Below are 16,593 nucleotides of genomic sequence, written 5' to 3' on the forward strand. Positions count from 1 at the left end.
GAATTGTGATGGTTGAGATTGCCCCCCCTACTGAAGCCAGCTTACCAATTCGTGAGGTAGCGCGTCGTACCGGCGTGCACCCTGTCACCCTTCGGGCCTGGGAGCGGCGCTACGGCCTGTTAACACCGGCCAGAACCAGCAAGGGGCACCGACTTTATAGTGAAGAAGAGGTCAGGCGTATCGAAGAGGTACTGGCCTGCCTGGCCCGAGGTGTAGCTATTGGGCAGGTGCGGGAATTATTGGCACGTGGTCCAGCCTCCTTGTCAGCCAAAGAGAGAGAGGCAAACACTGCAGGTGGTTGGCGTGAGATGATCAATGAAGCCTTAAACTTGTCACAAAAATTTGACGAGCCAAAGCTTCGCCAGCAACTGGACCACTGGATTTCCACCTTACCGGCATCACTGTTACTCGATCATTGGCTCAAGCCGCTGCATACCGAGTTGGCTAGGCTGAGGCGATCGCAAGCCGCGCAAGGTTTCTTTTGGCAGCTGGTTAATGAACAGTTGTTATTGGCCAACGGCATAGCTCGCAGAAATTTAAATAAAGATCGTTTGGCTTGCGAGAGTCGAGTCCTATTGCTGGATTTCCCCGGTGAAGATCAGCGGGCCTTTGTGCAATTATTTTGCGCCACACTTTTGGCTGCCGGTATTGGCGTAGTGGTTTTGGATTATCGGGCCGTTCTGCCGGGGCTTACTGAAAATATGAGAAAGCTGGATGTGCATGCGCTGCTCTGGTACAGCCATCGGGCACAGCCAAAACCCTTACTTGAGGAGGAATTACCACGTTCATTTCAGGAGCTAAGCAAGCCTCTAAGGCTTGTGGGGGATTTCGTAGAGTTACAGTCTGCCAGCTTGGATAACCTAAAGAAAATACCGATGATATCAGTATTATCAGGTACTACAGACTTCGTGGTAACGCAACTGCGGGAGCAGCTGAAGCGATGAGCCGACAAATATCAATACAGCGGGGCCTAGTCTGGTTCCGCAGCGATTTGCGTATACAGGATAATTCGGCGCTGTATCATGCCAGTACTCGATGCGAACAATTGGCCGCAATTTTTATCGCCTGTCCAGAAACCTGGAAAAACCATGATGAAGGCGATTCACTTGTTTCTTTTCGTATGGCCTGCTTGCAGAAACTCCAAGGGCAGTTGCAAACTTGCAATATTCCCCTGTACTTCCTCGAAGTCCCTGAGTTTTCTCTGGTTCCGGACGCGCTGCAGCAAATTATTCAGCGTCTGAAAGTAGAGGCATTGTTTGCCAATGCTGAGTATCCTCTGAATGAGCTGCGTCGAGACAATGCCGTTCGAGAAAAATTGCTGGAACACAATGTTTCGGTTGAATACTACAGTGACCGCACCTTATTACCGCCAGGAGCAGTGAGAACGGCGAGTGGTGATCCCTACAAAGTGTTTACCCCTTTCAAGCGTGCCCTAATCCAGTTATGTGCAGGGAGCGAGATTAAGCCCTTGCCCACGCCCAGGAAAATACCACCTTCTGCCAATAGCGAACATTGGCCGAAGTGGTTCGCAGTGGATGTAAAAGGAAATCGAAAACTAACGCAGAAAATACCTAACCAGTTATTGGGCTACTCGCTCAATATTGATGGATCAGGTAGGGTTAAAGGTTGGGAGAGTGGTGAGCAAGCTGCGCAAAAGTGCTTGAAAGTTTTTGCCAAAATTATTGATCAATATCAGGCCGAACGAGATTTTCCAGCGAAAGATAGTACCTCCCGCCTTTCCCCTTATTTAAATAGTGGAGCTATTTCTATTCGCCAGTGCGTCAAGATGGCCCTCAGCCAGAATAAAGGCCTTTGGCAGGGTGGAGATGAAGGGATTGCCTGCTGGATCAGCGAACTTATCTGGCGGGAATTCTATACACATTTACTGGCTGACTTTCCCCGCTTGAGTATGGGCAGGCCATTTAAAGAGGAAACAGAACAAATTCCTTGGCGCTATGATGAAGGATTATTTTCCCTTTGGGCAAGTGGCGAAACCGGAGTGCCTATTGTCGATGCTGCAATGCGCCAGCTAAATGAAACCGGCTGGATGCACAACCGCTTACGAATGATTGTCGCCTCGTTCTTGAGTAAAAATATGCTGATCGACTGGCGTTGGGGTGAACGCTACTTTATGCAGCACTTGATTGATGGTGACTTTGCCTCAAACAATGGCGGCTGGCAATGGACCGCCTCAACCGGTACGGATGCAGCACCTTATTTCCGGGTATTTAACCCTTATAGCCAGTCGCAGAAGTTCGATCCTAACGGAGAGTTTATTCGACATTATGTGCCGGAAATTTCCTCATTAAGTAACAAGGAGATTCATGAGCCCCCAATGATTGCAGGGTATCCCCAAGTAATTTGTGATGTGAGTGCCGGGCGCAAGCGAGCGATAGAGGTATTTGCCAACCTTAAATAACCATGTCCAAAGCCAAGTTGGTAGAGAGATAAGTTTTGTAGAGCAGGTACTCTAGATAAATAGAATATAACTATGCCGACTATTTGATAGTATTCAAAACGACTCATCCTCCCTGTATACATCAATAGAAATAGAGCCCTCTAGGTCAGCGGTAACGTGAAAAACTATGGGTCTACAGCAGACCTGGCAGTCTTCTATATATTCTTGCGGAAGTACAGAGGTATCAATGAGTGTACTAAAGTGTTCGCCGCAGTAAGGACATTGAATAGTTTCTTCTAGGATTGGATTCATTTTAATCTCTAATAAAGCAATATTTACTTTTGTGCAAATTGTTCCGTTATGAGCTGCTTGTCAGGCTTTAGAGGCTCTTTAAACTCGTGAGTTGGCATTGTTATATATTTAATTGTAAGGTGATTAAATTGTCTCATGGATGAGCATTATTACTTGATCTAGTTGTTGTTTTGCTAGGGTAGTTTCCCCCTCTTTAGTCCTCAGAGGATAGCCACAGTTAATTCTAAAGTAGTCGTGATATAAATCATTAGTGCTGAACTCCTTTCCAAAGTATAAGTCTATTCCCATTTCCAAAAGCTTATTGGCCATGTCTTCAGTATTTAGGCCGGGAACTTGAACCCATAAAACTAACCCACCCTCTGGAGAGCTAACTCGTATATTCCTAGGTAAATTCTTAATGAGATACTGGCGGTACTCTTGCACTTGTTGATGCAGGTTAGATCGAAGACTGTTTATGTGTCTGGCATACTGCCCGCTGCTAATGAAGTCAGCTAAAGCGAGTTGTGTTGGGCTGCTGATGCCTAGGTTCTCATGAAGGAGCCGATCTTGGTAGCGGTCTAGATATCGCCCTGGTAAGCACCAACCTACTCGATAACCAGCAATTAAAGTCTTTGAAACGGAACTGCACCAGAGCACATAGCCTTCCTGATCCCAATGGTAGGCTGGAAGTGGCAGAGTAGGTTGATGGCTAAGCTCTATATAAATATCATCTTCGATAATAGGTATCTGGTATTGAGTTGCCAGGCTTGCAAGCTTTTGCTTTTGGGTCTTACTTAGGGAAATACCTGTAGGGTTTATATTACTGCAATTAAATAAGCCAGCATTAATAGTTCTCATATACATGTGCTGCTCGAGTTGTTCCAAGTCTATTCCACTCTCAGTCAAAGGAATCTCTAGAACTTTCCGGCGAAGCTTTACCAGCAGATGTATTAATGTAGTAAAACAGGGAGAGCAAACAGCGACCGTATCACCTGGTTTAGTAGTGACCTCTACAGCTATACGTACTGCATCCAGGCAACCATTTGAGATAACGAGTTCGTGCTCACTAAAATTAAAGCCGCTGTTTGAAAAATGTCGGCTAAGTGCTTGTCTTAGGTGGGGTTCACCTAAGGGGTCAGGATAAAAATGGACTTTATTTCCTTGATCTCGAATTGATCTGTACATACTGCGTTGCAGGGCCTCTGTGGGTAATAGATCTATAGCGGGTAGCGAAATACCAAGAGGCCCTGAATTAGTTAACAGGCGGCGTTTGGAAAATTTGGTCAAATCATTGGATGATTTTGTAATGGCGGATTGATTGCGAGTGGAGGAGATAAGCGGCTCTGAGGCAAAAAAACCAGACTTAGGTCTTGAGCGCACCCACCCGAGTTCTTCCAAGTAACGATAGCAATTGACGGCTGTAGTTAGGCTTACCTCTTGTTGTGCAGCAAAGCTGCGTAGAGAAGGTAAGCGTTGCCCTGGTTGTACACGTTTTTGTTGGACATCGTCGATAAATTGTTTGGCTAATATTTTATATCTCACACATCTTGCTCCCGTGAATAGGCATGGGAAGCCTACCGCTTTGAATCTTAGGTTGTACCCTTTTAATATTTTTGATCTGTATCTGTTTTTTTTGTGTAAATTTATCATACTTGAAATAAGTGAAGGTTAGGTGTTTTTTTATTTGGTGAATTTATTTTGTCTGGATTTATTTCAAATTTGGCAGGGTTGGTGGGGTGTTATATTTTTATTGTTGGGTGGCGCTTTAGCGGGTGTTATTTTTTGATTTGGAAATCTGGTACGGTTGTGAAGTTTTTGTTGAGTGTCTAGTTTGATTATATGCTACGAATTGGTGTGGAGGTAAAAGCTAGGTTTAGTAAGAGGGTTTTACTTTGATGGTGTAAGTGTGTTTGCAAATATGATGATGTGTTTGAGTTGTTTCTATAGTCTTTTTTGTAATGTTTGATAATTTTTTTAAAAAATTATTTGTCGATCTTTTTATGTGGGGGTGCCGTTTAGATTGATTTTTTATGAGTTTATCGCATCAAGTTAAGCTTTTCTTATTGTTTAGCTATGGTGTGTTCATTTTTTAATGTGGAATCTTTGTTTTGTGGCTTTAGGCAGCAAGAGGTTTTTGTGTGTGTTGGTTTTTAGGAAATGTGTATTTCTGGTCGCTGCAAGCTGGTTTTCGACATTATCTGGTTTGAGCAAGATTATAAGGTTTGTAGAATGTTACGTTTACTTCGTGGTTTCTTAATACTTCAGTTAGTTTTTATGGCTGGTTTTGCACGTTCTGATTCTGATTCATTGGATGGGCCGGATACGGCTGAATATGGTTCTTTTGAGTTGTCATTTAAACCTATAGCTTATGATTCCAACAAGTCCATAACCTCGGCATACTTAGCAATCTATAGGAATGACCTTCATATTGGAGATCTACCTTTAAGTGGGGGGTTTCGTAGCTATTATAAAAAAGCTATATTTCTTCCTGGTGGAGGTAAATATAAATTCTTTTATCAGTATAAATATTGTGATAAACGAGATGGGCCTCATACGTTAATACCATATTGTCCTGGGGGTATGAAAGAGGATACTGCGGGGAGTCATTTTATGTATGTGATTCCCGATAAAATACCTAGCCCCGCTCAGATTAATTATGATACTTCAAGTGTTGATGGGGTATTTAAAGTAAGTTGGGTAGATTTTTCTGATGCAGACGAATATAAGCTGGAGCGCAGTATAAATGGAAGTGGTTGGAGCCCAGTGTACAGTGGCGGAGAAACTAGTTTTAGTGAAAATATTATTCCAAGTAGTATTTATCAGTACCGAGTGAAAGCTTGCCTTAGTCAATATGACAAATGCAGTGATTTTAAAACTGGACCTACAAAACTGGTTGCCCCTGCTATACCATCTTTTGTCACTGTTCCTTTATCTGTTGATCAGGCTTATACAGTCGATTGGTCTCTAGTTGATAAGGCTGATAAATATCAGCTGCGGTTGCGTCTTGAAAATGGAAATAGTGAAAATTGGCAAACAGTTTATGAGGGGCCGGCAACCACTTATACACATGAATCTCCATTGATATATGGCGATCATGAATATCAGGTAAAGGCAGTCAATCTAGCAGGAGAATCCGATTATAGTAGCAGTCTTATTGTTACTATGGAAATGGATCCAGCTGTTCATGTTCTAAAGCAGCTTTATTATATCGCCGCTGATGACGTTCCACTTTCGGAGGATGCTCCTGATATTGGAATTTTCTCTAAATATGCAGCAGCCTTTCGATATTTGGATTTGATGTATAGCTTAGAGTTGGATGCAGAATCAGAACAAAAAATCATAGTCAGCGAATATTTAAGTAACGGCATATCTGCTCCAAAATTTTCTGATTTATATGGTGCTGAAGAACGCGCTAGGGCGAATAATGCGGGAGAAATCTTAGAAGATTATTTAAAGAATGAGCAGTCAATCGATGAAGAATTAGAGTTGTTACTGTTAGATTATTATTATGATCAAGCGGCGGCAGAAGTTATTTTGGCAAACCAATCCTTGGATGAAGCGCGTATTGTTCGATTGCGTGGGGAACCTCTAGTAGATGAGATTCTTCATGTTAATGTAGCCTATGATGTGTTGGAAACTGGCTTTGAACAATATTTGAAATTATTGGATGGGGAGTTCAGCGGTTTATTACCCAAATGGAGTGAATATAGAAGTCAAACGAGTCCGCGCTACACAGATCTAGATAGCCAAGAGCAAGTGGATGTTATTCCGGATAATGTGAATCCCGATAATTTACTGTCTGGTTATAAAGATATAATTCTATTCTACCAGTTGATGAATAAGTTGGCTGAGACGAAAGTCAAGCAAGTTCGTCTTTTAGTTGTTTCCGGGGGAGTAACCGATGATATCGCTGCCGAAGTTCATGAGTTATATGAGTCTTTGACTGAAATCGAGGATAAGTTGCGGACAGAAATATTTAATGATGCTGACTTTACTCAGCTGGGTGGAGATTACTCTGGTTTGGCTGAAGCTGTTTACGAATGGCAGAGCCAAGTGAATCGGCTGGAGAATACCTTGGGTTGGATAACCGGAGAAACGAATATTTTAGGGTTGCCCCAGGATGTTTTGTTGTTGTATCAAAGTTATGGTATTGATGGAAATACAGACTTCCACTCCTATGATGTATTGCGTGAATATTTAGATGCCCCTCAAACAAGTCCAATTAATTTAGCCATAGATAGCTTTAACGATGCAGTCGAGAGCTATAATGCATTTCGGTATAATGCCAGTGCCCTTGTGACTGAATACGCTGATAGACATAAGCAGCTCAGTGATCGATTGCATGCCCTCTTAGGTGTGGAATTTGGGCCTACCTGCCACTCTATGGAGTGTGTTAATGAGAATATAAATAACTATCCCAATAGTGCCGTTTCTATTCAGGCCTTAAATATCGAACTTGCTGGTCTAGCATTGGAGAAGAATATCCAGCGCATGACAAATTTACATGCAGCAATGGATATTGAAGTTCAAAAACGTGAGGATGAAACGGATATCGAAGATGGTATACTAAAAGTTAAGATGAAAACTGCTGAGCAGGATATTTCGCTACATCAACAGATAGTGAATGCCAATGAGCGAGCAGCAAAAGTTAGGACAGCTACAGGATTTATTGCAGGTATTGGGAAAATATTAGGGTCCATAGAACCAGATAATACATTGAAAATTGTAGAAGCTGTTGCATCTACCGCAGCAGGTGTTGCAGAGAACCTTAGTGAAATAGATCGTATAGAGACTATCGGCAGGCTGGAAGAGCAAAGGTTGCGTTTAGCAGCAGAAGAGCGTGCAGCGTTACACGATTCTGAAAGCCAGTTATTAGATGTGGCTAGCGAAGCCAGGATACGTACAATGTGGCTGGAGGCTAGTGTTATCGAGCTGGATATTGCTCAGTCTGAAGTGGCAGTGCAGCAGGAAGCAGAGCGCCTCGAAGCGATGCTGAATGAAGCTGTGAAAGTCATGAATCAGATGTTTGCCACTAATGAATTTTTAAAGCAGCGCTATTTTGCTGATCCTATTCACGGTATCCGTTTAACAGATGATATGTTACGTGCCGAACGCAATTTTGAAGATGCACAAGAGAAGCTGTTTTATGCAACCAAGGCTTTGGAGCATAAATGGCAATCTCCCTTTATCGGGGAGTATGGTGAGACAATCAATACTATCTTTAGTCTGCGTAATCCAGATCAGTTAGAGGCTTATAATGCTGCTTTAGAGAGCTTTGATTCGAACTCTAGCGTCGACTCTGTTGATCAGGTAAGAGATGTTATATCGTTGAAGGAAGATATTTGGGGTTACGTAGACAGGGTTAACGATGTCATCCAGACATATCCCCACCCCGACCCCACTAAGGAAGGGGCGCCGCCACTAGACGCCTTGTCCGCATTTCGTGCGAGGTTAGATTTATTATCATATGAAGATAGCTATGGTACTTGGGTGAGTATCAATTTCGATACAGTAAGAGAGCTTGTGGGGAGTATTACTTTCTTTAAAGGGCCAGAAATAGGTGAAGAGAAGGTTAAATCTTGGAAAGCTGAAGAGGATACTAAGCTTTGCCTGATGAGTGCGGGTTCCTATGGAGATAAGATTGAAGAAATTACGCTTAATATCCCACTCTCGTCAACTGATCGTGGCCGATCAGAAACCCCTGCCTATCTGACCTATGCCGGTACCAGTTATATGCGCAGTAAATCACCCGCATCGCCCACACAGAATGATGAATTGAATTCACGCAGTGTTCGGTTTTGGAGTTATTCAGGTATTTCAGGATTTGAACCCTATAGTAGTGCTACTGTAGAAATGGCTGCTTATTTGGATGTCCATGGTGATGGACCTCCGCTTGAATTGAGTAGTGTAAGAACGACTGCATTTAAAGAGCGCAGTGTGGCTGCCAGCGACTGGCGTCTGACGATACAACTGGCCAATAAGGTTGAGACACTCGTGAACCTTAAGTGGATTAATGATATCGAATTAATTATCGATCACCGCAAAAGTTCTAGATTAGCGCAGGGCAAGTGTAAAAACCCTAAAATTGTACCTGAAGGTATGCGAATCCACTAGTTGGCCTTGATTTTTAAGAGGTTATCTGTATTTAGCAATCCAGTAGAACCTAGCTTGCTGGATTGCTTTTTTTAAAGCACAGATAATAAATTTATCTCGTCATATCTATTTTTAGGCTCGGACTAAATATCTGACTGCTTCTTAAATTTCTATTCTAAATTTCCGTCTAAAAACTGGGAATATTTATGTTGCGCAATATATTGCTCTATTGCAGTTTGCTTGTGTTTCCGACGTTATCATTTGCAGTAGACGAACACACCGCTTTACAAGCTCCAATTCTTAACTTACCCACGGGTCCTGGTACTATTTCCGGCCTGGGTGAGGCTTTTACCCCCAATTTAAATACCGGTACCAGCTCGCGTTTAATCAAACTGGAAGTGCCCCCAGGACGTAATGGTTTGATTCCAGAAATATCTTTGGAATATAACAGTGGTTTTGGTAATGGATTGCTGGGGTTAGGGCATCAGCTAGTGATTCCTTATATCCAGCGGCAGACCGATCAGGGCTTACCTAATTATTCTGAGTGGGGGCAAACCGATGGTTCAGATAATGATGCGGATGGGGATACGGATGAGTTTGATGAATTTGATACATTTATCAATCACCGAGGTGAAGAGCTAGTTCTTGTCGAGAACGACGTTTACCGTACTAAAAATGCCACTGATTATGCTCGTTATCAGCGTTTAAACAATGGTTGGATGGTGACCCAGTCCAATGGGTTGCGTTGGTATCTCGGTCAGGATTCTGCTAGCCGTATTAGTGACTTTAATGATGAAGCGGTATTTGCCTGGTATTTACAGGCGATAGAAGACGCTCACGGCAATCGCATTGAATATCAATATCGCAAGCTGGATAACAGCGAGCAGATTTATCTGGATACTATTCAATATAATAGTAATGGGGATATGGCGGTAAACTTCCACTACGGAGAGCGCCCCGATATCCTTACAAGCTATAAAGCCGGCTTTGAAGTTAAAACTGCTTATCGCCTACAGCGTATTGAAACGCAAATTGCTGGGCGGCATTTGCGCCGCTATGAATTTGCTTACGAACCCTTGACTGAGTGGCAAAGTCTTTCCCTATTACAGGAGATTCACTCCAGTGCCGGCGAAGGGGATTCAATTGTCCTCTTACCTACAGTGCGCTACGACTATACCCACTACCAGCAGGGTGAAGTGTTTTTGTCGTCAATTCCGGCGGCTAGCCAGATACCATTGAACAGTGCAGATGTGGCCTTTCTGGATATGAACCGCGATGGCCTACCGGATGTGATTAATACCGGGCCCAATCGGGATGCCTACTGGATCAACTTGGGCCCCGGTGAGGATGGCCTGCCGCAATGGCAGAGCTATCGGCAGATGAGCACCTATTCCACCAGCCGTATTTCCAATGATTCCGTTACCTGGGCGGATATCGATGGCGATGGCCGGGTCAATATGCTGCAGTACAATTCTGGCAACACGGCATACTTCCATCTTGATGACGAGCAAAATTGGCAGTACAGCGGCACTCTTAGCGGGCTCTATGTTCCTCTGAATAGCCCCCGCGTTGCGATGCTGGATATCAATAATGATAAGCGTGTCGATGTATTGGCAACCACCACTAACAGCAGCGGTATGGTGACTTCGCATACCGTACAACTTAACCTGCCCGGTGGTTGGTCAAAGCCGATTCAATTGCCGATACCCGTGGGCAGCCAGGGGGTGCGCCTGGGTGACCCTAACGTATTCCTGCGGGATATGAATGGCGATGGTATGGCAGACCTGGTGTGGATCAATAAAGGCTATGCCGCTTACTTTGCCAATCGCGGTCTAAACGGTTTTGCCCCCGCAGTAGAATTTACCAACACCCCGGCTACGTTGTACAACCTGAACAATGTGCGGGTGACCGATATCAATGCCGATGGCCGCAGCGATTTGCTGTATCTCAATGGTATCCAGGTATCGATTTGGTTGAACCAGGGCCTAACAAACGGTGATCACCAGAAAGCCCAATTTAGCCAAAAACAATTAATCCAGGCCCAAGGCAATGTCTCTGCTGAAGAGGTGCGCTTGGTGGATATTAATGGTAACGGCTCCACCGATATTGTCTGGTACAGCCCTGGTCGGGGCAGTAATACTTTTTACTTTGCCGAGCTATTTCCCTCCGAACAACCGAACCAACTAAAACGCATAGATAATGGCTTGGGTGCTGTAACGACTTTGGAGTACGGCACCGTTGTCGAGGAAATGGTAAGGGACCGCGATGCCGGTAACCCCTGGTCGCTGAATGTACCGGTTGCCATGCAGGTCTTAAAGCGCATGCTGGTGGAAGATGGCCGGGGTGGTGAGCCGCAAACCACGGAAATGGATTATTGGGATGGTTTCTACGATGCCACCGATAAAGAGTTCCAGGGCTTTGCCCACAGTGAAGAGCGCCGTATCGGCGATGCCAGTACCCCGACACTGGTTACCCGCTACGAATATCACCTGGGGCAAACTGCCGATGGTATCGATCAGGAAGCCCTGCAAGGTAAAGTGAAACAAGTGGAAGCCCGCGATGCCTTCGGCGGGGTTTTCTGGCGAGAGGAAAAACAGTGGGAGTTGCGCCAGCTACTGCCGGGTTATGGTGGAGAGAGTCGCAATGTAGCGTTTGCGGCCATGACTGAACGCCAGCAGCATCTATTGGAGCGAAATAGTGGCACCCCGGTAACCCTGTCATGGGAATACGACTACGACAATTACGGCAACACCACCTACATCAAAGAGTTAGGGCGTACTGATGGCAACTGGCAGGATGAACGCATTACCCATTGGCGTTACAGTGCCGAATCGGCATCGGCACGGGAAAGCGGGTTCCTAAACCTGCCTATAGAACGCCGGGTTACCGACCTCAGTGGTCAGCTGGTCGGTAAAGAGCAGTGGTTCTACGACGATGAAAGTTTTACCGGTGGCAATCTCGGTGAAGTCTCCAGGGGCAACCTGACCCTGCGTCGCGCCTGGCTCGATGCAAGTAGTGCGGATGCCTATATTGCTGCAGAGCGACACCACTACGATGAGTATGGTAACCGCATCCAGAGTTACGACCCTCTATGGGGGAAGGCGGCGGGGCACGAGACCAAAATTACTTACGACTCGCAGTATCACACCTTTCCCACGGAGGTCAGTGTTAATACCGGCAGCCGCTGGCTCAGCGCTCAGGCCAGTTATGATCAAGGTCTGGGTGTCTTGACGGATTACACCGACTTCAATGGCCAGGTCACCCAGTACCGTTACGATGCCCACGCGCGTCTAACCGCCATCGCTAAACCGGGGGATAGCCTGCACTTCCCCACAGTTGAGTACGATTATCAGCTGGCGAAAATAGTGGATGGTCACCATATCAGTTGGGTGGAAACACGTCAGCGTGAAAAGAGTGGCACTGGAGGCACGATCGATAGCCGCCAGTTTTACGATGGCCTGGGCCGTGCCTTAATGGTACGCAGTGAAGCCGAGCAACCGGGGCAAGTTGTTGTGAGCGAACACAGCAGCTTCAATGCTCGGGGCCAGGTAACACGGACAGCTTTGCCGTATTTTGCCCAAGGCCTTGCCTATCAGGCTAGTGATAAAGGCCAGCACTTCCGCCAATATCTCTACGATGCCCAGGGGCGTCCCCAAGAGGTGTATCAACCCTACTCCGCGCAAAGCGGCGAGACGGTCTTTAGCCGTATTACCTATTTGCCCATGGCGCAGATCCATAAAGATGAAGAGCAGACCCGAGCAAACAGTGCCCATACTGGCGCCGCTAAAAAACTGGTTTTTGATGGGCTGCAAAATGGCGAGGGTGAATATCGCCTGCGGCAACTGGATGAAATCGTTGGGGCCAGCACCCAGGGCGGTGCCGGTGGTGCAACCTGGTCGACCTATTACGATTATGACCTTAATAACAACTTCACCCGCCTGCAGGATGCACAAAACAATGTGCGCAGCATGCACTATGACCATCTGGGTCGGCTGCTGTATTTAAATGATCCCAATCGCGGGCAGCGCTGGCAGTATTTTGATGATGCGGGCAACCAATTAGCCACTCGCGATGAATTGGGCCAAGAGCGATACTATCGCTACGACGGCGCCAATCGCCTATCTGCAGAATATCAGCGCACACCGCAAGGAGACCCACCGGAAGGCGCAGATTGGCAACCCAGTTTGGAGTTAGACTCTGCCAATCCTGTGGTCAGTTACCTGTACGACCAACGCGATGAAGAGAGCAGTGCTCGATTGCTGGGCCGCTTGGCAAAAGTTATTGACCAAGCTGGCTATACGCAGTGGAGTTACGATGCGCGCGGCCAGGTTACCCAGCGCCAACGCAAAATTACCGGCCCACAAATTGATAGCCCCCTCTACACCACGGGTTTTACCTATGACAGCGCCGGGCGGATTACCCAGCGGTATTATCCCGACAACTCCCGCGTAGACTTTGAATACAATACCCGTGGTTTACTCGAGCGCATCCCTGGGGTTGTTGAGCGGCTGGATTACAGTGCCAATGGGGCTTTGCAGTACCAGGCATTGAGCAATGGTATTGAGACAAATTGGGACTTTGATGAGCGCCAAAGGCTCACCGGCCTGCGTACTCTGCGTACTGGTGATGCAATCACTCTACAGCAGTGGGGCTATCAGTTTGATGCGGTCTCTAATGTCAGTGCCATTGATGACCAGCGCCCCGCCGATGCCATCGCTGCTGTGGCCGCAGAGTTGGGGATCACCAGTGCCCAGGTTGCCTTGCTGAACAAGAATGTTGTCTACGGCTATGACGATGCCTATCGCCTCACGGGTGTTGCCGATGACAGCGAGCAGGTGTTTTACAGCTACGACAAAATTGGCAACCTACTGCAAGTTAGCCGTGAGAGTAGTGGACTATCGGAAATAGCCGCTCGCGGTCTCAGCGAGGTGACCGACCTGCGCTACGGCGGCAGCAGTGACAGCAACAATACCGGCGCTTCCAATCGTATCGGTCGCGGCAATTTGCCCGGCCCTCAAGCACTGAGCTGGGCAGAGGGGGATATTGGCTACGACGCTAATGGCAATCAGACCCAGGCTGGTGATCAGCTTTACCGCTGGGACTACAATCAGCGCCTGATCTATGCCGGAAATACCCAGGTTACAGATCAATATGGTTATGATTTTAAACATCAGCGCCGCTACAAGATCACCGAGCGCGAGGGCAGAGCACGCAGCGTCACCCTGTATATTGACGAAGACAGTGAGGTGCGCGATGGCCAGCTGTTTAAGTACATCCAGGTGGGCCAGCGCCGTATAGCGCGCAGCGATCAAGATGGTGAGCTCTTCTCCCCCAGCGAGTACTACCTGCATACTCACCTGGGCTCCACTTCTATGACCCTGGACGAAGCGGGCAGGGTTGTGAATGCCTTTAGCTATAAATCTTATGGTGATGTTGAGGCTAGCTTCGGCGATAGCACTCATGCACCCTACGGTTACACAGGCAAGGAGCGGGATGAGTCAACCGGGCTCAATTACTTTGAACGGCGTTATTTACAATCCACCGTAGGTACTTTTATTAGCCCGGACCCAGTGCTGAATCATGAGGCGCGCTTTAAGGACCCACAGCGCTGGACGCCCTATCGTTATGCGCGGAATAACCCGATTAATTTTGTTGATCCGAAAGGGGAGTGGGTTGTAGGTGTTGGGGATGGAGATCATACTCCTGGCTTTGGGGGAGGGATTGTTTGGGGTAAGCAAGCAGGAGCGACTGATGCTGATTTAGCTGAAGCAAAGAGATTGTATGCATTAGCAAAAGGTCGTCGGTTAGCTGACGGAAGTAAGCCTCAATCTGTACTGTCATTAGAGGCAGCAGAAAATTGTGATAAAGTAATTTCAGTAATGGTTGGTTCGCAAGGTAATAGTGCCGGGCCTACTCCTCCCGCTACAAGAGCAGATAGTCAGAATCCTTCCATTGGGACGCCTGGCACGGTTCATTTTAATCCGTGGAAAGTAGGTGCGTATGGTGATGGAACCTTCCGTATTCCTGAGGCCTCTTTAGTTCATGAGATACATCATGCTTGGGAGTATACCCAGGGCATAAGTAGTCCAACTAGGCAGGGTCGTGAGGTAAGTGCTACATCAATTGAAAATTGGCATAGGAAAGCTATGGGTGTTCCTCAGCGGACTGCTTATGGTGCTTGGCCTGTACCAACACATTAGAGGAGTTTGCATGAAATTTATTGTATTCATGATGAGTGTGGTTACTGCGCTTTTAGTGAGTTTACCTATAAGGTCTGAAAATATGGGATTGGTGGTTTCTGCTGCAAACGTTTATGAGGTTGATAAGAATATTGAATACGGTTTATTGCCGTTCGTTGTTACTTTGTCAAAACCCTCAAATGTTTATGTTGATCCGGTTTGGGGCGTCACTATTGAAAAAATAGTCGTAGATGGTTCGAGTCTTAAAGTGAGCAATTATGATATTGATTTGGATGATATAAATTTGAACCTACATTCTGTTGAGGGTGAAAACTTTGTTTATAGTCTTCCTTTTAATAATTTGGTTTTTGGCAAGTATGAAAATGGTGATTATGAATTATCTCGGTATGTAATCCCGGAAAATTTTAATGAGTTATCAATTTATTATCGCCTAGTTAAGCCTGGAGAAGGCCCAAGTAAGCAATTAAACTTATTAAAAATTAATTAACTTATTGGTTAATACAAAAAGCCCTAGCTTAAAAGTTAGGGCTTTTTAATTTTTACGGTTCGCGAGTCAACACCAAACATCCCTCCATCACTCTGACCTTCACCTACGAACAAATCCGGACACCCATAGAATAGAGAAAGGCGCCAGCAGTGTTGCTGGCGCCAGTTCCAGTGTCTGTTTCTTCCTGTTTGCTAGTTAAGTTGAGGTGAAGCGCTGAAGATCTATGCTGGCCTTAGAAAAATTGCGGTTATGGGTGAGCGTGGGAAACAGTATCGAGAGAATGGAGGGGAATTAGCAGGGTGTTACAGAAAGGTAGCGCTGACAATCGCTTATGCCGTGTACCCAGCGTTTATTGAGTCGCCTGCAAGCGTTTCGTACGGTCCCAGCAGACCCTATCAAGCCTTTAAAGCGGCTTTCAAAATTTCGGTTGAGATAGAGCCAGTGTCTTGGTGGAATACCCAGTCGCTTGAGTATGGGAGGAGTATTTTCAGCAATGGCCCCGCGCTTTCTAGGGTCTAGGTGCCGCCCGCTCCAATCGACTAGCTCTAAATAATGATCCAGCCGAAAAGGAAGTCCTTTAGGCATATTCAGCCGCTCACCGCCTACAAGTGGAAGTAGTTTTCGCCCAAGATTGCTGCACGAATACGCTGTTGAATGGAAGTGTGGTCAGAATCTTCTGGGGTTTTTGCCATATTGGCGCGGATGGGGTTTAGGTCTACATAGGCCATACAGGCGGCAAGGACCCTTTCATCCAATAAAGCCTGGGATTTAAAACGGCCTTCCCAGAAGCGCCCCATGCACTTGTCTTCAGCATTGGCTTGGCGAGCGATAGACTCATTTAAGCAGCGCATAAACCAGCTGATATCCGTTAAGCGTTCTCGCCATATCGAAGCGACATCTTCTAGTGCCTTAAGCTCGCAGGGATCAAGAGTATCGCCGTTTAGATAGCGCTGAGCCAAATTAGAGGCCTTGAATATTTTTTGCCAGCGATCAATCACCTCGAAAAGAGACCACTTATCAGCAGATTTTTTGTCAATATAGAGTACCACATGGTAGTGATTGCTCATTACTGCATAGGCGGCAAGATCCAGGGCAAAAACCTCAGCCAAATTATGCATACGATT

General features: G+C 46.1%; 8 protein-coding genes. 5 read left to right on the forward strand and 3 right to left on the reverse strand.

What is annotated here, in order from left to right; genetic code table 11:
* Positions 1-8: 8 nt before the first annotated feature.
* Both ACJJIO_RS13255 and ACJJIO_RS13260 read left to right on the forward strand, forming a co-directional pair.
* Positions 9-944, forward strand: a complete 936-nt coding sequence (locus ACJJIO_RS13255; protein ID WP_444908722.1) for a MerR family transcriptional regulator — start codon at positions 9-11, stop codon at positions 942-944.
* Positions 941-2,419 carry a cryptochrome/photolyase family protein gene (locus ACJJIO_RS13260; protein ID WP_444908723.1) on the forward strand — a complete coding sequence of 493 codons (1,479 nt, stop codon included), beginning with the start codon at positions 941-943 and terminating at the stop codon, positions 2,417-2,419. Before ACJJIO_RS13255 ends, ACJJIO_RS13260 begins: the two co-directional genes overlap by 4 nt.
* A 93-nt stretch (positions 2,420-2,512) precedes the next feature.
* Here the strand turns inward: ACJJIO_RS13260 and ACJJIO_RS13265 are convergent, their stop codons facing one another.
* Together ACJJIO_RS13265 and ACJJIO_RS13270 are read right to left on the reverse strand one after the other, a co-directional pair.
* A complete protein-coding gene (locus ACJJIO_RS13265; protein ID WP_444908724.1) occupies positions 2,513-2,710 on the reverse strand; it encodes a CPXCG motif-containing cysteine-rich protein in 198 nt (65 codons plus the stop codon).
* A gap of 123 nt (positions 2,711-2,833) precedes the next feature.
* Positions 2,834-4,231, reverse strand: coding sequence for an aminotransferase-like domain-containing protein (locus ACJJIO_RS13270; protein ID WP_444908725.1), 1,398 nt, complete (start codon positions 4,229-4,231; stop codon positions 2,834-2,836).
* A 687-nt stretch (positions 4,232-4,918) separates the two neighbouring features.
* Between ACJJIO_RS13270 and ACJJIO_RS13275 the strand changes: the two genes are divergently transcribed.
* The 3 genes from ACJJIO_RS13275 (at position 4,919) to ACJJIO_RS13285 (ending at position 15,469) form a co-directional block, all read left to right on the forward strand.
* Positions 4,919-8,803 carry a fibronectin type III domain-containing protein gene (locus ACJJIO_RS13275; protein ID WP_444908726.1) on the forward strand — a complete coding sequence of 1,295 codons (3,885 nt, stop codon included), beginning with the start codon at positions 4,919-4,921 and terminating at the stop codon, positions 8,801-8,803.
* A 221-nt stretch (positions 8,804-9,024) separates the two neighbouring features.
* Complete coding sequence (locus tag ACJJIO_RS13280) at positions 9,025-14,982, forward strand: toxin TcdB middle/N-terminal domain-containing protein (protein WP_444908727.1); 5,958 nt, start codon at positions 9,025-9,027, stop codon at positions 14,980-14,982.
* A gap of 10 nt (positions 14,983-14,992) precedes the next feature.
* Positions 14,993-15,469 carry a hypothetical protein gene (locus tag ACJJIO_RS13285; protein WP_444908728.1) on the forward strand — a complete coding sequence of 159 codons (477 nt, stop codon included), beginning with the start codon at positions 14,993-14,995 and terminating at the stop codon, positions 15,467-15,469.
* A 602-nt stretch (positions 15,470-16,071) separates the two neighbouring features.
* On the opposite strand, the gene ACJJIO_RS13290 is transcribed toward ACJJIO_RS13285, so the two are convergent.
* A complete protein-coding gene (locus tag ACJJIO_RS13290) occupies positions 16,072-16,587 on the reverse strand; it encodes a hypothetical protein (protein WP_444908729.1) in 516 nt (171 codons plus the stop codon).
* Positions 16,588-16,593 lie beyond the last annotated feature (6 nt).

This window comes from Microbulbifer mixtoriginis (SeqCode) (assembly GCF_052467235.1).